Origin of the sequence: Acinetobacter sichuanensis (assembly GCF_003024515.2) — a bacterium.
Taxonomy (GTDB): domain Bacteria; phylum Pseudomonadota; class Gammaproteobacteria; order Pseudomonadales; family Moraxellaceae; genus Acinetobacter; species Acinetobacter sichuanensis.
Map to the genome: position 1 here is coordinate 57,637 of NZ_PYIX02000006.1, position 17,813 is coordinate 75,449.

Consider the following 17,813-nt stretch of genomic DNA (forward strand, 5'->3'; position numbering starts at 1 on the left):
TTTATGACAACACTATCTCAGTTTGACAAAAATTTAGACTTCATGATGGGGTAAAACAAACTCTACATCACTACGATGTCCATTTTTCATTAATGATACCGCAATATTTAAAGGAGGCGCACCCTCAAAGATCACTTCATGCAATGCCGCTGTAATTGGCATATAGACATCTAGCTCTTTTGAACGAGTATTGACTTGAACGATGGTATTAATACCTTCAGCCGTCTGCCCAAGTTCTTTGGTCGCCTGCTCTAAGGATTTACCGGAACCCAATGCAAAACCCACTTGATAATTACGACTCAAAGGACTATTACAAGTGGCAAATAAATCACCAACACCAGATAAACCAAGAAAAGTTAAAGGGTTTGCACCTAGCTTCACCGCAAAACGACTCATTTCTGCTAAAGCACGTGTCAAAATCATACTTTTGGTATTTTCGCCTACTTGATATGCAGCCGCCATTCCCATTGCGACAGCATAAATATTTTTTAATGCCCCCCCAAGTTCTACCCCATGCACATCATCACTACCAAACACACGAAATAAAGCACTATGTAAGGCTTGTTGTACGGCATAACGTACAAGTTCAGAGTCACTTGCAATCACTGTACCCGCAGGCTGACCTGCCATGATTTCTTTTGCAAGATTAGGACCCGATAAAACACCATAAGGTACTTCTGGCAACTCATCACGAATAATATCGCTCATAAAATTAAAGCTTTTCGCCTCAATCCCTTTGGTTAATGACACAACCGCCTGAGCACTGATAAAAGGCTTAATTTTCTTTAAGACATCACGAAATGAATGGCTTGGGATTGCCACTAAAATAATATCACGATCACGAACAGCTTTTTCTAAATCTGACTCTGCTTTTAAGCCAAGCTCTAAAGGATAATCAGGCAAATAACGTTTATTTAAATGTGTAGCATTCATTTCCTCAGCAACAGCTTCATCACGAATCCAAATCATGGTATCACAACCATTTCGTGCTGCTGTATTTGCCATTGCTGTACCAAAACTACCGCCCCCTAACACAGTGACTCTTAACGCAGTTTTTTGATTTAATACTACAGGCTCAACCAAATCTGAAAATTTTAACTCTGACATTATTGTTATCCTAAAACATAAATGATGTTGATATTAAGGGTTCATTCTTATTTAAATTTTAAAATGCTTGCCAAACTGAAACATGAGCTTCCGTACTTTTTTCAGCACGTGGAGCGATCGCTTTTGCCGCAGTTCCAATATAAATAATCCCTGAAATAAGATCGTCAGGTTGCAGCCCTAACTTTTGTTTTAATAATTTTGACTCAACAACTGCACCACTACGCCACATACTTGCAAAGCCTTGCGCTTGTAACGAAAGTAAAAAGTTTTGAATAGCAGCACCTGAACTTAATGTTTGTTCAAATGTAGGAACCTTAGGATGCTCGACAAAACGTGTCACCGCCAAAACTAAAAGTGGCGCTCTAAAAGGATGGGTTTTTACACGTTCAACTTGAATAGGATCCATTTCTCCTAAATTTTGAACTGCCTCCGCCAATAACTCACCAAAAGCTGCACGCTGATCGGCAGATACAACAATAAAATGAGTTGGCTTTAAACGATGATGGTCAGGCGCAGTTAAAGCAGCTTGAAATGCGAGTTCTAATTGTTCTGCATTGGGTGCAGGCTCAATTAAATGCCCAACAGACTGACGTTGATGAATATTTTGCTGCACAATTTGAAGATTTGAATCTGCCATTGACCATGTTCTATAAAAACCTTTTGAATCAAGATTAGCATAAACTTTTAAAAAAGCGTGATATTTGCTGAATTTACTCAACACAATTCTGACTATTTCACAGGACTGCCATATAAAACATCATATTTAATACATATTTTGGCATTTTTATCTCTATTCCTGTGCTGCAATATCAGAATCTTTTATTATTTAGAGCGAACCTATGAAAAAAACGCTTATTATCGCATCTATGCTGTCTAGTGCTTTCTTATTTACGGCTTGTAGCTCCAATCCGACTCAAACTCAAGCGATTCAAAAACCAAACAACCAATATGAAGTGACTGGTTTAGGCAAAAGTCAGATCATTTCCAAAAATAATGCGATCGGCGCAGCAAATAATGCTTGTGGTAAAAAGGCGACACCTATTGTTATAGATGAAAAAGTTGAATTTAATGGCGCGCTAAAAGGTGTATTTGACGAACAAACAGGGAAAATGATTACGGCTGCGGCAGGTGTATTAGGTTCAGTAATTGGTAAAGGTGGTATTGAAAAAGATACAGATTATCAAACAACATTGACTTTTACTTGTCAGGCGAATGCTTAATTCCTATAAAAAAACCTCTCAAAATCGAGAGGTTCTTTTATTTTTAGCGCTTTAAAAACAGCTTAGCAATAACCATCCAAGCGTGTTAAAGGCAATTTTTGTCCAATCGCTTTTTCAATTTCTGGTAAATAAAAAGCATCATCTTCAGATAAAAAGCTAATACTTACACCTTGAGTACCTGCGCGACCTGTACGACCAATACGATGCACATAATCATCTGACTGCTCAGGAAGCGTAAAATTCACCACATGAGAAACGCCATCTACATGAATACCACGCCCTGCAACATCTGTAGCAATCATGATATTGTGCTGACCATTTTTAAATTGATCTAACATTTTCAAACGCTTATCTTGCGCGATTTCACCTGAAAGCATCACGACTTTATAACCATCTGATTTTAAATGATCGTAAAGCTTTCGAACTTGATCTCGTCGATTTGCAAAAATCATGACTTTTTCAATCGGCTCATCAGACAATATTTCTCGCAACAAACGATACTTATCTTTCTTTTCAACAACATAAATACGTTGCTCAACATCCTGATTGGTTTTCTTTTCAGGTTCAATTTCAACAGTTACAGGATTAAACAACCATTGTTGAGCAAGGTTTAAAACGTCATAGCTGAATGTTGCAGAGAACATGAGCGTTTGACGCTGTTCTTTACGTGGTGAATAACGCACAATCCGTTTTACCGATGGAATAAAGCCCATATCCAATAAACGGTCGGCTTCATCAATCACTAAAAACTCAATTTGATCTAACCAAACTTCTTTTTGCTCAGTAAAATCAATTAAACGACCGGGAGTAGCCACTAAAATATCAACAAAATTTTTATCTAATTGCTTTTTTTGTTTATCAAAGTCAACACCACCTACTAAAGTTAAAACATTTAAATCTGAAAACTTAGTTAACTCGCGTGCATCACTTTCAATTTGAATGGCTAATTCACGTGTTGGCGCTAAAATTAAAGCACGTGGCTCACCACGAAAACGTTGACCTTTCACAGGATTTTGCAATAAATCATTAATAATACTGACTAAAAAAGCCGCAGTTTTACCTGTTCCTGTTTGAGCGCGACCAATCGCATCATGCCCAGCCAACGTATATTTCAATACTTTCTGCTGAATGGGGGTCATTTCTTTAAACCCTAGAGCATCAATCGCTTGCTTAAGTTGCGGATGTAAATTTAGGGTTTCGAAACCTGATGACATATATACGTGCTCTAACGGTAAAATATAAAAATATGAGGTATTATAAACAAACACAGCTAAAAAACAAAAACGCCCCAATTCATTAAAATTGGAGCGTCACTTAAGCTTTTACAAACTTAAGAATTAGTCTAAAGGCTGAACTTCTTCAGCTTGAAAACCTTTTTGACCTTGAACAACGCTGAATTCTACGCGTTGACCGTCACGAAGTGAACGGTGTCCGTCGCCTTGAATAGCACGGAAGTGAACGAATACATCGTCACCGCCAGCGCGTTGAATAAAGCCAAAACCTTTAGTATCATTGAACCATTTAACAACGCCTTGTTCACGAGCTGTCATAAGTTAATCCTCAGTTATTTAGAAAAAAGGACCACCCGGTGTTGCAAACAGCAGAGCAAACAAAGTTTAAAATATTTTTTATTTCAAAGCTTGTAATCATTCTGTAAGACTATTAACAAAATCCCGGTTACATCCACTTGTAATTCAGATAAATGAGCAGTTGTTACTGCACCATTCCTAAAACACGCAAGGAGCTTAACATGGGTGAATCACAATTAATAGAATTTTTTTAGATAATTATGAGATAAATATTTTCATTTCATCAATATTTTCTCTAACTTTTAGCTGAAATGCTTTTTCACAAAGTCTTTAACGCAAAAAGATTGGGCTGAGTTATTTTCTTTGTTAGACTAAACATTGTTTGATAGATAAATGTTATTGCTCATAAAATGACTGAAAGTTTAACTCCTGATTACATCACCATTGATGCCATAGGCAAACCTTGCCCTCTGCCACTTTTACTTTTAAAAAAGCAATTGAAAAAGTTACCAACGCCGCAAAATATTTTGCTAAAAGCTTCAGATCCACATAGTGAAATTGACATTTTGCGTTATTGTGAACTTCATCAACTCATTTGCCAATTCACACAAATTTCAGATCATGAGCTACATTTTTTAATAAAATCTTAAGTGTTTCAATTTTAAATTAACAAAGATTCAGTATTTTATGTTAATGCTTGTATAATTGAATAAAAGTTTACATTTCTATACCCAATTTTCCTTAATTATGAATGCCAATACAATTAAGATGAAGCTATGGTATTACCACTATTATCCTATAAGGAGAACTCATGAGTGACAGCAGCAATCAATTGATGCCCCTGTCCTTATCTGCGCCAGGTGTTAATCTGGGTGCTTATATCAGCACTGTGAACCAAATCCCTATTTTGACAGCCGAACAAGAAAAAGAGTTGGCTGATCGTTATTTCTATGATCAAGATTTAGATGCGGCAAAAATGTTAGTGATGTCTCACTTACGTTTTGTTGTTCATATCGCACGTAGTTATGCAGGTTATGGCTTACCTCAAGGTGATTTAATCCAAGAAGGTAACCTTGGTTTAATGAAAGCTGTTAAACGTTTTGACCCCAACATGGGTGTGCGTTTAGTTTCATTTGCGGTGCATTGGATCAAAGCTGAAATTCACGAATATGTCATTCGTAACTGGCGTATTGTGAAAATTGCAACCACCAAAGCCCAACGTAAATTATTCTTTAATTTACGTAGTTTGAAGAAATCAAGTAAAAAATTAACACTTGAAGAAGCTCAGTCCATTGCCAATGACTTAAATGTAACTGCCGAACAAGTCCTTGAAATGGAAGGTCGTTTAACCGCATATGATGCTGCTTTTGAGGCACAAGGCGATGATGACGATGAAGGTTCAACCCATGTTGCACCTGCGCTTTATCTCGAAGATAACCGTTATGACCCTGCACGACTGGTTGAAGAGGAAGATTATGAAGCACAAAGTACTTCTGCCCTGCACGATGCCATGGAACAGCTCGATGATCGCTCTCGTAATATTTTACAGCGTCGTTGGCTGGATGATGATAAATCCACATTGCATGAGTTGGCTGCTGAATATAACGTTTCTGCGGAGCGTATCCGTCAATTGGAAAAAAATGCGATGGATAAAATCAAAGTGGCGATGTCATCCAACTAAAAACTTTATTTCTATCTTCATAAAAGGGCGATCTGCCCTTTTATTTTTTATTTAAGTATTAACTTTTACAGTGTTTTTCCGCCTTAACCTCAACTTAAAATTGTGCTAAGGTGATGCGCAAATTTATACAGATGACTGACTGATGTGGATCGCAATTTCAGCACTGAATCTTGCTTTTGCCGTGATCTTGGGTGCTTTTGGCGCGCATGGTTTAAAAAAAATTGCCTCACCTGAACAATTAACATGGTGGCAAACAGCAACAGATTATTTTTTCTACCATGCCTTGGGTTTACTGGCTCTAGGTATCTTAAGCAAAGTGATTCCGCAGCTTCCGATTAAAACCAGTTTTCTACTGCTTCAGGTCGGTATTTTATTTTTCTGCGGTTCACTTTATATCATGGCATTGGGTTTACCCCGAGGTCTCGGTGCGATTACCCCCATTGGTGGTGCACTCATGATTGCAGGCTGGTTGCTGTTGGCATGGAATGCACTAAAGTACGCAAAATAAAGCGTTTAAATTTATGTTTTGCTTGAAAGGAATGGATTTTTTATGCAAATTTTCTTAAATGGCGAGCCTCAAGATACGACTTGTCAAAACCTCTTGCAACTCATTCAGGAATTATCCCTTGAAGGCAAACGTTTTGCCGTTGAAATGAACGAAATGATCATTTCCAAAAGTAAACTTGAGCAAACCCCCATTGCAGCACAGGATCGTATTGAAATTATTCATGCGGTTGGTGGCGGCTGATGGGTATAGAGAGATTGAATCATCCCATGCAAAATTTAAATCATTCAGACAGTCCTTTACTTATTGGCTCACGTCGCTTTCAATCACGTTTATTGGTCGGAACAGGCAAATATAAGGACATGCAGGAAACTGATCTGGCGATTCAAGCCAGTGGTGCTGAAATTGTCACGGTTGCAATCCGCCGTGTCAATATTGGGCAAAATCCTGATCAACCCAATTTGCTTTCAGTGATTCCCCCTGAAAAATATACCCTTTTACCCAATACCGCAGGTTGCTTCGATGCCAACAGTGCTGTGCGTACCTGTATGCTTGCACGTGAACTGCTCGATGGTCACAACCTGGTTAAACTTGAAGTTTTGGGCGATGAAAAAACCCTTTATCCAAATGTGACGGCAACACTTGAAGCTGCCCGCACATTGGTTGAAGATGGTTTTGAAGTCATGGTCTATACTTCTGATGATCCGATTGTGGCGCAAGAACTTGAAAGCATGGGCTGTGTTGCCATTATGCCTTTAGGCAGTCTGATTGGTTCAGGCTTGGGCATTTTAAATCCACACACCATTTCCATTATTAAAGAAAATGCCAAAGTGCCAGTTTTGGTTGATGCAGGTGTCGGTACTGCCAGTGATGCAGCGATTGCCATGGAACTGGGTTGTGATGGCGTGTTGATGAATACTGCAATTGCGGCGGCGCAAAATCCAATTTTGATGGCATCAGCAATGAAAAAAGCGGTTGAAGCAGGTCGTGAAGCATATTTGGCAGGTCGTATGCCGCGGAAGCGCATGGCAAATGCAAGCTCACCTGAAACGGGTTATTTCTTTAAATAATCAGTACTAAGCCTTTTATGACTTAATATTGAAAAAGGATTCCTCGGAATCCTTTTTTAGTTATAATGAATCATTAGAAAAATAAGGTCATACCATGATAAAAATAATCAGCCCTTTGTTTTTACTCAGTTATTTATCCATTCATATAAGCTACGCCACGCCTGTGGACTTACAAAAATTTATTCCAGCTCAATGGGAAATTATTTCTAAAGCAAATGGTGATTTAAATGCTGATGGTCAAAGTGATGTCGCACTGTTGATTCAGCCAGAAAATACCCAAATACAGGATCGAAAACTACTTATTTTATTAAAAAATAATCAAAGTTATATGCTGTATTTGAATAAAAAAATTCCTGCATGGACTTATCCTGATGAAGAAAACTGTATCGACGATGCCATTTCAGGAGCAGGTCTGGCAATAAAACATGGCATATTGGATGTCGGTTTTAATGCCATGAACAGTTGTTCCAACTGGTACGGCGAAGGTTGGACATATCGCTTTCAGTGGCGTAATAAACACTTGAAATTAATTGGTTTTGAATATTGGTTCATCTATAAAACTGATGGTAAATCCAAACGCTATAGTGGAAATTTTTTAACACAAAAATTGAAAACCACTTTTGCGAATGAGTTTGATGATCAGATTCAACCTCAAATTTCATGGAAAAAATTAATCCCGATACAACCAGATCAACTTGAACACATTCAATTTGAAGACAGTCCTGGTTTCTTAAAACAGATGATTAAATAAAATCAGCCATATACTCACTGTTCAAATCCCAATAACTGTTCAAACCCCAATCATCATCAAAACTGATCCTGATTGACCTTAAAGCATCAGACCTTTTTCAAGAATCCGAATCTTGACCTCCAATACATCATCCTGAACTTCCGCTTGATATGCCTGCATATGAGCTGTTTCCAGATGTGTTTGTAAGTACTGCATACTTTCCCAATATTCAAGCATGGTAATCACATTGGGATTTTTATGCTGAAAATCAGCCTCTACTTGTGCATCCAGCAATAATTCATAGCCATGACAACCCGACTCTGCCAAAACCGTTGGTGTAATTTTCCGAAAAGCATCTATCACTTTACTTTTATGCTCTATGCCCTCTCGTGTATGTATTTCCGCAATCACAATCAACATATTGCCGCTTCCTGATTCAATGAGCCAACTGCCAATGCTGCAAAAACCTGATGTAAATGTTCACGATATTGCTGTTCACAATCTGCAATATTGGGTGCTTTAATCACATCGTTGGCAATATAAGTGGCAAGTGCTTGCATACCTAAAAACTGATTGGCTTTGTGAAAGGGTAAATAAACACCATCGACGCCCACGCCATGGAAAAATTGCTCAGGATCGGTAAATGCTTCCATCGGGGCATTCCAGGTCAAAGACAACATATATTTTTTGTCATGCAGCAAACCACCTGAACCATACTTTTTAGAGGCATCAGAACGGCTACGTCCATCATTAGCATACAAAGTTCCGTGACCTTCGGTAAAAACATCATCCATATATTTTTTTACTGTCCATGGCGCACCCATCCACCAACCTGGCATTTGATAAATCACTACATCCGCCCACAGATATTTCTGAACTTCTTGTTTTACATCATAATCACGGTCTGCACGACTCACCTTTACCGCATATCCCAACTCACTCAATACGGATACTGCAAGCTCAGTTAAAGTATCGTTCAATTCGCCATTGGAATGTGCAAAAGTTTTCGCGCCATTGATAATCAGAATATTGCTCATATTTAACTCTAAATCTTAATCTATGACAGCACTATAAAGATTTACGTTGTTGCGAAAAATACAAGATTAAGCAAAATATTGTTGACTAAAAATCAACAATGATATCAATAAACATAAAAAAGCACCCGAAGGTGCTTTTCAAACAAAATTGTATTGCACTGAAAATTAAGGAATTAAACCTTCGTCACGCATTGCAATCTGTACAGATTGGCGTTCAGCAACCAAGTTACGTAGTGCAACAATATTTTTAAATGGTGTTAAGTCATGATGAATCACATTCGACCAATTGGTCAGGACAAATAAATAAGCATCCGCAGGTCCAAAACGGTCATTCACCAAATAATCGTATTCAGACTCACCTAAATAATCATCAATATATTTCAACATTTTATCAATGGTTGCATAACCACGTTGTTTTTCTTCGTCAGAAACGGCTGGATTAAAAAACACTGCATATTCATCATGTAATTCTGAGTTTAAATATCCTAACCATTCTAAAACTTTCGCACGCCCCAAACCTGAAGGTGGAATCAAATCTTGCCCTGCATCATGTTGTGCAATAAAAGGAAGGACCGCAACATTTTCAGTCAAAATCAAGCCTGGGTTGATTTCCAAGGCTGGCACATAACCTTTAGGATTAATTTCGTAATAATCTGCCCCTTTTTCAGTCGTGTGCGTTTTTAAATCAACACGTACTAAGTCAAAATCAACATTAATTTCATTAAGTAAAATATGGGCAGCGAGGGAACATGCACCTGGTGAATAATACAGCTTCATATCTAATCCTTGTTATATGGCTATTTCAGTTTTAAAGGGCTTCTTTACCAATTTCAAGTTGAATCAGGTGAAATTTGCAAATAAGCGTAAATTTATAAATAAGTAGTACTTTGAATATTCAGTAAAACCATAAATTTTTCAAGTGAAAATTCACTATGTAAAATCAAAAGATGTTTTATCATACACATTTTTAAAAATGATGAATTTTTAGAAATGAAAAACAAAAAAGCCAGTCATTTATACATGACTGGCTTTTTTGTTATTTGTAACACAAAGTTAATACAATGGATTGAATTAACTCAATTTTAGTTTACTAAAACTCAGATGACCATCTTCAGCACCGATCAAAATCGTATCACCTAAGATAAAATCTCCTGCTAAGATTTTTTGAGCCAATGGATTTTCAATCTGTTGCTGAATCGCACGTTTTAACGGACGCGCACCATAAACAGGATCAAAACCAGCATCAATCAGAATATCAAAAGCTTGATCATCGACTTTCAAACCGATGTCACGTTCATTTAAACGAGCACGTAAACGATCCAGCTGAATATCAGCAATGCCACGAATCTGTGATTTTTTCAATGAATGGAATACCACCAACTCATCAATACGGTTAATAAACTCGGGACGGAAATGTTGTGATACCGCATTCAACACAGTTTCACGAACATCTTCATCGCTGGCATTTTCACCTAATTCACGGACATCGCTTGAACCTAAGTTTGAGGTCATCACAATCACAGTATTTTTAAAGTCAATCAAGCGACCTTGCGAGTCAGTTAAGCGACCATCATCCAATACCTGTAATAGGATATTGAAAACATCAGGATGCGCTTTTTCAACTTCATCAAACAACACAATACTGTATGGTTTACGACGAACAGCTTCTGTAAGCACACCACCTTCTTCATAACCCACATAGCCCGGAGGCGCACCAACCAAACGACTGACTGAGTGTTTTTCCATAAACTCTGACATATCGATACGAATAATCGCATCATCACTATCAAATAAGAAATTACCCAATGCTTTGGTCAATTCAGTTTTACCCACCCCTGTTGGTCCAAGGAACAAGAATGAACCACTTGGACGGTTTGGATCAGACAATCCTGCACGTGAACGACGTACTGCATTGGATACAGCAACCACGGCTTCATCCTGTCCAACCACACGGTTATGTAAGAAAGACTCCATTTGCAGTAATTTCTCACGTTCACCTTGCAGCATTTTCGACACAGGAATACCTGTTGCAGCACTAACAACCTCTGCAATTTCGTTTTCAGTGACTTTGGTACGAATCAGTTTCGGTTCTTCATTAGTTTCCGCCACTTCTTCCTCATTCAGGCGTTTTTGCAACTCAGGAATCACGCCATACTGTAAACGACTTGCTTCTGCCAAATCACCTTCACGTTGTGCTTTTTCAAAGGCTGTACGGGCTTTATCAAGTTCAATCTGTGCTTGATTGGTACCATCAACCAAACGTTTTTCAGCAATCCACACCTCTTCCATATCGCTGTATTCTTTCTGAACTTCAGCGATTTGTTTTTCCAGATGCTCAACTTCAGCTTTACTGACAGAATCAGCATCTTTTTTCACCGCTTCCAATTGCATTTTCAATTGGATTAAGCGACGATCCAAACGGTCTAATGGCTCAGGTTTTGAGTCAATTTCCATTTTTATACGAGATGCTGCTTCATCAATCAGGTCAATCGCCTTGTCAGGCAATTGACGGTCTGTAATATAACGATGCGACATTTTCGCCGCAGCAATAATGGCTGAGTCAAGAATTTGCACACCATGATGGGTTGCATATTTGTCTTTTAAGCCACGTAAAATCGCAATGGTGTCTTCCACACTCGGTTCATCGACCAAGACTTTTTGGAAACGACGCTCTAAAGCTGCATCTTTTTCAATGAATTGGCGATATTCATCCAAGGTTGTTGCACCGACACAACGCAACTCACCACGTGCCAATGCAGGTTTCAACATATTGCCTGCATCCATTGCACCATCGCCTTTACCTGCGCCGACAAGGGTATGTAACTCGTCAATAAATAAGATGATTTCACCATCGTATTTTGCTAAATCTTTCAGCACGGCTTTTAGGCGTTCTTCAAATTCACCACGGTATTTTGCACCTGCAAGTAATGACCCTAAATCCAGTGATAAAACACGTTTACCTTTGAGGCTTTCAGGTACTTCACCATTGACAATACGTTGTGCCAAACCTTCGACAATTGCCGTTTTACCCACCCCAGGTTCACCAATGAGTACAGGGTTGTTTTTAGTGCGGCGTGACAAGACCTGAATGGTACGACGAATTTCTTCATCACGACCAATCACAGGGTCTAATTTGCCTGACAACGCACGCTCAGTCAGGTCAATGGTGTATTTATTTAACGAATCACGTTGATCTTCATGGTTATTTGCCATAACTTGTTCGCCACCTCGAATATTTTCAATTGCTTTGCGTAGTTTGTCAGTCGTCACACCCACGCTACTTAATAATGTTTTGGTTGCACCTGTTTCAGCGAGCGCCAAAATCACCCAATCGGTTGATAGGAATTCATCCCCTGCCTTTTGTGCAAAACTGTCAGCCAAGTTGAGTGCACGCACAGCCTCAGGGTTTAAGTTAATATCACCTGTCGGATTGCTGAGTGTTGCAGCATCATTGAGGGCTTGTTGCAGTTTATTTTTCAGTTCAGGTAAATTTGCACCTGATTGCTGCAATAAACTGAGGTTTGAAGGTTCTTCCAATAAAGCCGAAAGAATATGAATACCCTCAATCGCTGTATGGTCTTTACCCATCGCTAAAGATTGGGCATCGGATAACGCTTGCTGCAGGCGGTTGGTAAATTTTTCAAATCGCATTCTTGTTATTCCTCACAACAAATTCTGTACTTGAATAATAAATGGGAACACTTTGTGAATTTTCAACTTAAATTTTTAAATATTTAATATATTTTTCAAAAACTTACTAAAATACTCAGGATGTATTTCAGTATTAATATGCGTCCTGAATGTTTCTTTTTCAAGTCAGTGTTTTAGAAAAATATATGACTGTATTCAAGGTTGCTCTTGATGTATCTATCTCTTAGCGTAAGGATAAATTAGAGATTTTAGAAGAACGATAATGTTGAGTTTCAGTAATGCAGATATTGATCTACTGCTTTGACTAAATATGGAAAAATACTTCAAAATTTTTATTTTAATCGGTAGATGTTCCAATGCCACAACTGACATTGGAATTTTTGATGAAAACTAAACTTTCGACTTGGTTGCTGAACTTTGCGATACCGCACTATTGGCAGGCACACTTTGTGTAATCCAGACATTGCCACCAATAACAGCACCTTGCCCAATGGTAATACGACCTAAAATGGTCGCACCTGCATAAATCACCACATTATCTTCAACGATAGGATGACGCGCATATTCCTTTTGTAAACGCCCTTCACCATCGACTTCAAAACGCTTCGCACCCAATGTAACTGCCTGATAAATACGGACATTTTTACCGATAATACAAGTTTCACCAATCACCACACCCGTCCCATGATCAATAAAGAAACCTTCATCGATTTCTGCACCAGGATGAATATCAATCCCTGTTTTGGAATGTGAAATTTCAGCAATCAAACGTGCTAATAAAGACAAATCTTTTTTATAAAACTCATGCGCAATACGATGATAAATAATCGCCATAATCCCAGGATAGCAAAGCAGAACTTCATCGACACTGCGAGCGGCGGGGTCACCATGATAAGCAGCGATGACATCAGTATCGAGCAGACGACGTAATTCAGGCAATTTTTGTGCAAATTCAGTCACAATATTTTGTGCAATTTCTGAAATTTCGACCAGATCTTCGTGTTGCTTTTTATATTTTGCATCATAGCTCAAATTCAATTTGACCTGCTCAAGCAAGGCATACAATGTCTTTTCCAAAGTGTGCGCAATATAAAAATTTTCACTTTGCTGCCTTAAATCGTGTGGTCCCAAACGCATGGGAAATAAAATACCACACAGATCATTAAGAATTTTCTTGATTTCTTCCTTCGATGGCAACTCCCTGCCACCAAAAACTTTTAAATTTTTTTGCTGAGCACGCCATTCATTACGTGCCTGTTGCAAGTCTATTACGATATTTTGAATATTCCATTGGGTCATGCGTTTACCTGCTATGTCTTTGCTAATTTCATTATTGTTTTAATAATAAAATGTGTTTCACTCGATTGTTCAGTTCTTCTATGTAAATGGTATTTTAATCATCTGTTTTTATATAATAATTATTCGTATATCTATAGCAGATTTGTATATAAATGAAGCTAAATTTTAAAAATCACTTTTCTAAAAAAAGAATATACAATCCATTTTTTATTCATTTTAAGAATATAAAAAAGCATTATATTGAGCCTAAATATTTTCAATAAATTCTGAAATAACATTTTAAGAATTTGATCAAGGTGAACCATGACTAGCGCAACTCAAATTAATACCATCCAATTAGATGAACAAAAAGTCAAACAAATTTTGACTGAAGCTAAACAGCGCGCAGAAGATCATTATCTAGAGTTTACTGGCACTGTTTTACCACACGAAGCTTGGGCATTATTTCAATCAGATCTTGCTGTTATTGTTGATGTTCGTACAAATGAAGAACGCAAATTTGTAGGTTATGTTGAGGACACCATACACATTCCTTGGGCAACAGGTACAGCATTAAATCGTAATCCACGTTTTGCCAAAGAACTCGAAAATAAAGTCGGGAAGGATAAAATTATTCTGCTACTTTGCCGTAGTGGAAAGCGCTCAGCTGCTGCTGCAAATGTCGCTTTTAATGCAGGATTTGAAAATATTTACAATATTGAACAAGGTTTTGAAGGCGATCTTGATGAAAATAATCATCGTGGTGCTTTCAATGGTTGGCGTTTTCATGACCTACCTTGGAGACAAGAATAATTTGCACTTTTTGGAATAAGCTTAGCATTTTACTTCACAAAAGTTCATTTTTTAATCATAAAAAATTAGAAGATTTTGTGAAGTAAATCTACTAGATTATTCATTCAGCATGACAGCTTTAAAATGAAAAAAATAAAAGATTGATTCAAATTAAAACTGATACAAAGGAGAACACAGGGACATTTTATCTAACATATTCATACTTATTAAAAAACAAACACATTTACAAATACATCAGGATTTACCATGGCTAAAAACCAAGATACACCACGCCAAGCATTAAATGACCTAGCAGCTCGTCAACTTGCCAATGCAACAAAAACTGTCCCACAACTATCAACAATTACGCCGCGATGGTTGACACATCTATTACAATGGACACCTGTAGAAGCTGGTATTTACCGAGTAAATAAAGTTAGTAATACCGATGATATTCAAGTGGCATGTACACAACGTGATGAAGCAACCTTGCCACAAACTTTTGTAGACTATGAAGTTAATCCACGTGAATATTTTTTAAATGGTGTTTCAACTGTTTTAGATATTCATACTCGTGTTTCTGACTTATATAGCAGCCCACATGATCAAATTAAAGAACAACTACGTTTAACTATTGAAACCATCAAAGAACGTCAAGAAAGTGAACTGATCAATAATCCTGAGTATGGCTTATTAGCAAGTGTTGCCGATGGACAACGTATTTCAACACTCACAGGTGCGCCTACACCAGATGACTTGGATGATCTACTACGTAAAGTATGGAAAGAACCTGGCTTTTTCTTAGCGCACCCAGATGCAATTGCTGCTTTTGGTCGTGAATGTACGCGTCGTGGTGTTCCACCTCCAACTGTAAGTCTTTTTGGTTCTCAATTCATCACTTGGCGTGGTATTCCACTGATCCCTTCAAATAAAATTCCTGTAGAAGATGGTAAAACTAAAATCATCTTGCTGCGTGTAGGTGAAAAACGTCAAGGTGTAGTTGGTCTATTCCAACCAGGTCTAGCAGGTGAACAAGCGCCTGGCTTATCTGTGCGTTTTATGGGCATCAATCGTAATGCTATTGCCTCTTATCTCATTTCTCTATATTGCTCTTTAGCTGTATTAACAGAAGATGCTTTGGCTGTACTTGAAGATGTGGAGGTTGATAAATACCATGACTATCCAACAACTTACAAGTAATTTACCTTCTACTGATGCTGCATCTGCAACCGCAGATGCACCGATTAGTGAATCGGTTATTGCACAATTGGCAGCAGAGTTTTTCTCTGCTTTGCCAAAGCAAAACGCACATGGTTTAAACTTAGATTTACCTGAGCATGCAGCACCAAGTATCAGCCACCCACCACAACCAAAGGATCCTATTGCGGCTTTGAGTGGACGCATTCCTGCTGTAGTGCAACAAAGTAGCCTTAACCCTAATTCTACTCAACGCTTGGCTGATCCAACTGCAGATCATCCTGAACGTCGTATTTTGTCTTCATCACCTGTGATTGGTGGCGCGCATAATCCTGATCCTTCAGCATTATTTAATCGTATTCATTTACCTTCAGGCGCAAGTGAAGTACCGCAAGCATCACCCACGCTTGCAAACGATGTATCAGGACAATCAGCTTATTACTTTTTAGACATTCCAAAACCTGATTCATTACAAACGAGTCAGTCTGGTGATGTTTTGCGTAACCCTTTTGCTTTTGATGATTATCATGTTGTTGATGACCATCAACTTCAAGGTTTACTCAAAGATCGTAATGATAAACCTGTAACAACTGAATCGGGCTATTACTTCACAGCAACGCCTCAGTTAGATCAATCTCAATTTAAACGTGATCAAGATTTACAAATCCCAACGACAACACAAAATTATCAACCCATTGATATTTTGCAAATCCGACGTGATTTTCCAATCTTACAAGAACGTGTAAATGGCAAACAGTTGATCTGGCTAGACAATGCTGCAACAACACATAAACCACAAGCTGTGATTGATCGTATTTCATATTTTTATCAACATGAAAACTCGAACATTCACCGTGCTGCACATGAGTTAGCTGCACGTGCAAGTGATGCTTATGAACATGCACGTGATGTTGTTGCCCGTTTTATTGGCTCTCCTTCTGCACAAAATATTGTGTTTGTTCGAGGGACAACAGAAGGCATTAACTTAATTGCAAAATCATGGGGCAAACAAAATATTGGTGCTGGAGATGAAATCATCGTTTCAAATCTTGAACATCATGCCAATATCGTGCCATGGTTTCAGTTGACCAAAGAAACAGGCGCTAAACTTCGCGTTATCCCAGTAGATGATACAGGTCAAATTCGCATTGATGAGTTTGTGAAATTACTCAATCCAAGAACCAAACTGGTGGCAATTACACAAGTTTCTAATGCTTTGGGTACCGTAACACCGACTCAAGAAATCATTGCACTTGCACATGCGGCAGGTGTCCGTGTCTTGATTGATGGTGCGCAATCTGTTTCGCATATGCCAACCAATGTGACTGCTTTAGATGCTGACTTCTTTGTGTTCTCTGGACATAAAGTCTTTGGTCCTACAGGTATTGGTGCTGTTTATGCCAAATCTGAATTACTTGACACTATGCCTGTTTGGGAAGGTGGCGGTAATATGATTCAAGATGTGACTTTTGAAAATGTAATCTACCAACCTGCACCGAATAAGTTTGAGGCAGGAACTGGAAATATTGCAGACGCAGTTGGTCTGGGTGCAGCACTTGAATATGTAGAAAGCATTGGTATCCATAATATTGCACGTTATGAACATGACTTGCTTGAATATGGTCAACATGCGCTACAAAGCGTTTCAGGTTTAAGATTAATTGGTACAGCTTTGAACAAAGCCAGTGTCATGTCATTTACCTTAGCAGGTTATGAAACTGAAGAAGTGGGTAAAGTTTTAAATCAATACGGAATAGCAGTTCGTACAGGGCATCACTGTGCGCAGCCAATCTTGCGCCGTTTTGGTGTAGAACGTACGGTACGTCCTTCTCTAGCGTTTTATAACACCACTGAGGAAATTGATTTATTGGTTTCAGTCTTGCATCAACTTAGACGAGCAAAACCATATAAATCTTAATTTTTTATCCAATCATCATCACATGCTTAATTCATTAGGCATGTGATTTTGTCATTTCTTTTTTATAAAATCTTTTATAACAACGCTTTTGTCACAAC

19 protein-coding genes are annotated in these 17,813 nt (G+C 38.2%); 10 read left to right on the forward strand and 9 right to left on the reverse strand.

The window, feature by feature from the left end; translation table 11 throughout:
• Positions 1–33: 33 nt before the first annotated feature.
• Positions 34–1,107, reverse strand: a complete 1,074-nt coding sequence (locus C9E89_RS05840) for an NAD(P)H-dependent glycerol-3-phosphate dehydrogenase (RefSeq protein WP_107007328.1) — start codon at positions 1,105–1,107, stop codon at positions 34–36.
• A gap of 58 nt (positions 1,108–1,165) precedes the next feature.
• Positions 1,166–1,744, reverse strand: a complete 579-nt coding sequence (locus C9E89_RS05845) for a nitroreductase family protein (protein ID WP_107007329.1) — start codon at positions 1,742–1,744, stop codon at positions 1,166–1,168.
• A gap of 202 nt (positions 1,745–1,946) precedes the next feature.
• Here C9E89_RS05845 and C9E89_RS05850 point away from each other — a divergent pair, with 202 nt between their 5' ends.
• The gene (locus tag C9E89_RS05850; RefSeq protein ID WP_107007330.1) at positions 1,947–2,327 is read left to right on the forward strand and encodes a hypothetical protein; all 381 of its coding nucleotides are present in this window, start codon (positions 1,947–1,949) and stop codon (positions 2,325–2,327) included.
• A gap of 62 nt (positions 2,328–2,389) precedes the next feature.
• Here the strand turns inward: C9E89_RS05850 and rhlB are convergent, their stop codons facing one another.
• Together rhlB and C9E89_RS05860 are read right to left on the reverse strand one after the other, a co-directional pair.
• Positions 2,390–3,541, reverse strand: a complete 1,152-nt coding sequence (gene rhlB, locus C9E89_RS05855; RefSeq protein WP_107007331.1) for an ATP-dependent RNA helicase RhlB — start codon at positions 3,539–3,541, stop codon at positions 2,390–2,392.
• 123 nt (positions 3,542–3,664) lie between these two features.
• A complete protein-coding gene (locus tag C9E89_RS05860; RefSeq protein WP_004822370.1) occupies positions 3,665–3,877 on the reverse strand; it encodes a cold-shock protein in 213 nt (70 codons plus the stop codon).
• Between the two features lie 389 nt (positions 3,878–4,266).
• Here C9E89_RS05860 and C9E89_RS05865 point away from each other — a divergent pair, with 389 nt between their 5' ends.
• From C9E89_RS05865 to C9E89_RS05890, 6 genes are all read left to right on the forward strand, one after another.
• Positions 4,267–4,506, forward strand: a complete 240-nt coding sequence (locus C9E89_RS05865; RefSeq protein WP_107007332.1) for a sulfurtransferase TusA family protein — start codon at positions 4,267–4,269, stop codon at positions 4,504–4,506.
• A 161-nt stretch (positions 4,507–4,667) separates the two neighbouring features.
• Positions 4,668–5,537: an RNA polymerase sigma factor RpoH gene (gene rpoH, locus C9E89_RS05870; protein ID WP_107007333.1), complete on the forward strand. Its 870-nt coding sequence runs from the start codon at positions 4,668–4,670 to the stop codon at positions 5,535–5,537.
• 142 nt (positions 5,538–5,679) lie between these two features.
• Positions 5,680–6,045 (forward strand): DUF423 domain-containing protein, encoded by a 366-nt coding sequence (locus C9E89_RS05875; protein ID WP_107007334.1) that lies wholly within the window; start codon positions 5,680–5,682, stop codon positions 6,043–6,045.
• 42 nt (positions 6,046–6,087) lie between these two features.
• On the forward strand, positions 6,088–6,285 hold the full coding sequence (gene thiS / locus C9E89_RS05880) for a sulfur carrier protein ThiS (RefSeq protein ID WP_107007335.1): 198 nt from the start codon (positions 6,088–6,090) through the stop codon (positions 6,283–6,285).
• Positions 6,286–6,311: 26 nt separating this feature from the next.
• Positions 6,312–7,112, forward strand: a complete 801-nt coding sequence (locus C9E89_RS05885) for a thiazole synthase (RefSeq protein WP_107007336.1) — start codon at positions 6,312–6,314, stop codon at positions 7,110–7,112.
• Between the two features lie 94 nt (positions 7,113–7,206).
• Entirely contained in the window at positions 7,207–7,863 is a 657-nt protein-coding gene (locus C9E89_RS05890) for a hypothetical protein (RefSeq protein ID WP_107007337.1), read from the forward strand.
• A gap of 78 nt (positions 7,864–7,941) precedes the next feature.
• Here C9E89_RS05890 and C9E89_RS05895 read toward each other — a convergent pair whose 3' ends face one another.
• The 5 genes from C9E89_RS05895 to epsC form a co-directional block, all read right to left on the reverse strand.
• Complete coding sequence (locus tag C9E89_RS05895) at positions 7,942–8,262, reverse strand: putative quinol monooxygenase (protein WP_107007338.1); 321 nt, start codon at positions 8,260–8,262, stop codon at positions 7,942–7,944.
• The gene (locus C9E89_RS05900; protein ID WP_107007339.1) at positions 8,256–8,879 is read right to left on the reverse strand and encodes an NAD(P)H-dependent oxidoreductase; all 624 of its coding nucleotides are present in this window, start codon (positions 8,877–8,879) and stop codon (positions 8,256–8,258) included. Before C9E89_RS05900 ends, C9E89_RS05895 begins: the two co-directional genes overlap by 7 nt.
• Before the next feature lie 165 nt (positions 8,880–9,044).
• Positions 9,045–9,656 carry a glutathione binding-like protein gene (locus C9E89_RS05905; RefSeq protein WP_107007340.1) on the reverse strand — a complete coding sequence of 204 codons (612 nt, stop codon included), beginning with the start codon at positions 9,654–9,656 and terminating at the stop codon, positions 9,045–9,047.
• Positions 9,657–9,950: 294 nt separating this feature from the next.
• Positions 9,951–12,530 (reverse strand): ATP-dependent chaperone ClpB, encoded by a 2,580-nt coding sequence (gene clpB, locus C9E89_RS05910; RefSeq protein ID WP_107007341.1) that lies wholly within the window; start codon positions 12,528–12,530, stop codon positions 9,951–9,953.
• A 390-nt stretch (positions 12,531–12,920) separates the two neighbouring features.
• Positions 12,921–13,829, reverse strand: a complete 909-nt coding sequence (gene epsC / locus C9E89_RS05915; RefSeq protein WP_107007342.1) for a serine O-acetyltransferase EpsC — start codon at positions 13,827–13,829, stop codon at positions 12,921–12,923.
• A 303-nt stretch (positions 13,830–14,132) separates the two neighbouring features.
• Here epsC and C9E89_RS05920 point away from each other — a divergent pair, with 303 nt between their 5' ends.
• The 3 genes from C9E89_RS05920 to C9E89_RS05930 all read left to right on the forward strand — a co-directional run bounded on the left by C9E89_RS05920 (position 14,133) and on the right by C9E89_RS05930 (position 17,715).
• Complete coding sequence (locus C9E89_RS05920) at positions 14,133–14,621, forward strand: rhodanese-like domain-containing protein (protein WP_107007343.1); 489 nt, start codon at positions 14,133–14,135, stop codon at positions 14,619–14,621.
• 246 nt (positions 14,622–14,867) lie between these two features.
• Positions 14,868–15,800 carry a family 2A encapsulin nanocompartment shell protein gene (locus C9E89_RS05925; RefSeq protein WP_107007344.1) on the forward strand — a complete coding sequence of 311 codons (933 nt, stop codon included), beginning with the start codon at positions 14,868–14,870 and terminating at the stop codon, positions 15,798–15,800.
• Positions 15,775–17,715, forward strand: coding sequence for a family 2A encapsulin nanocompartment cargo protein cysteine desulfurase (locus C9E89_RS05930; RefSeq protein ID WP_107007345.1), 1,941 nt, complete (start codon positions 15,775–15,777; stop codon positions 17,713–17,715). Before C9E89_RS05925 ends, C9E89_RS05930 begins: the two co-directional genes overlap by 26 nt.
• The last annotated feature ends 98 nt before the right edge of the window (positions 17,716–17,813 follow it).

Bases quoted from the DNA above. Each gene is read 5' to 3' on its own strand.
- C9E89_RS05840 (WP_107007328.1), bottom strand. From the start codon at position 1,107: ATGTCAGAGTTAAAATTTTCAGATTTGGTTGAGCCTGTAGTATTAAAT.
- C9E89_RS05845 (WP_107007329.1), bottom strand. From the start codon at position 1,744: ATGGCAGATTCAAATCTTCAAATTGTGCAGCAAAATATTCATCAACGT.
- C9E89_RS05850 (WP_107007330.1), top strand. From the start codon at position 1,947: ATGAAAAAAACGCTTATTATCGCATCTATGCTGTCTAGTGCTTTCTTA.
- rhlB (WP_107007331.1), bottom strand. From the start codon at position 3,541: ATGTCATCAGGTTTCGAAACCCTAAATTTACATCCGCAACTTAAGCAA.
- C9E89_RS05860 (WP_004822370.1), bottom strand. From the start codon at position 3,877: ATGACAGCTCGTGAACAAGGCGTTGTTAAATGGTTCAATGATACTAAA.
- C9E89_RS05865 (WP_107007332.1), top strand. From the start codon at position 4,267: ATGACTGAAAGTTTAACTCCTGATTACATCACCATTGATGCCATAGGC.
- rpoH (WP_107007333.1), top strand. From the start codon at position 4,668: ATGAGTGACAGCAGCAATCAATTGATGCCCCTGTCCTTATCTGCGCCA.
- C9E89_RS05875 (WP_107007334.1), top strand. From the start codon at position 5,680: ATGTGGATCGCAATTTCAGCACTGAATCTTGCTTTTGCCGTGATCTTG.
- thiS (WP_107007335.1), top strand. From the start codon at position 6,088: ATGCAAATTTTCTTAAATGGCGAGCCTCAAGATACGACTTGTCAAAAC.
- C9E89_RS05885 (WP_107007336.1), top strand. From the start codon at position 6,312: ATGCAAAATTTAAATCATTCAGACAGTCCTTTACTTATTGGCTCACGT.
- C9E89_RS05890 (WP_107007337.1), top strand. From the start codon at position 7,207: ATGATAAAAATAATCAGCCCTTTGTTTTTACTCAGTTATTTATCCATT.
- C9E89_RS05895 (WP_107007338.1), bottom strand. From the start codon at position 8,262: ATGTTGATTGTGATTGCGGAAATACATACACGAGAGGGCATAGAGCAT.
- C9E89_RS05900 (WP_107007339.1), bottom strand. From the start codon at position 8,879: ATGAGCAATATTCTGATTATCAATGGCGCGAAAACTTTTGCACATTCC.
- C9E89_RS05905 (WP_107007340.1), bottom strand. From the start codon at position 9,656: ATGAAGCTGTATTATTCACCAGGTGCATGTTCCCTCGCTGCCCATATT.
- clpB (WP_107007341.1), bottom strand. From the start codon at position 12,530: ATGCGATTTGAAAAATTTACCAACCGCCTGCAGCAAGCGTTATCCGAT.
- epsC (WP_107007342.1), bottom strand. From the start codon at position 13,829: ATGACCCAATGGAATATTCAAAATATCGTAATAGACTTGCAACAGGCA.
- C9E89_RS05920 (WP_107007343.1), top strand. From the start codon at position 14,133: ATGACTAGCGCAACTCAAATTAATACCATCCAATTAGATGAACAAAAA.
- C9E89_RS05925 (WP_107007344.1), top strand. From the start codon at position 14,868: ATGGCTAAAAACCAAGATACACCACGCCAAGCATTAAATGACCTAGCA.
- C9E89_RS05930 (WP_107007345.1), top strand. From the start codon at position 15,775: ATGACTATCCAACAACTTACAAGTAATTTACCTTCTACTGATGCTGCA.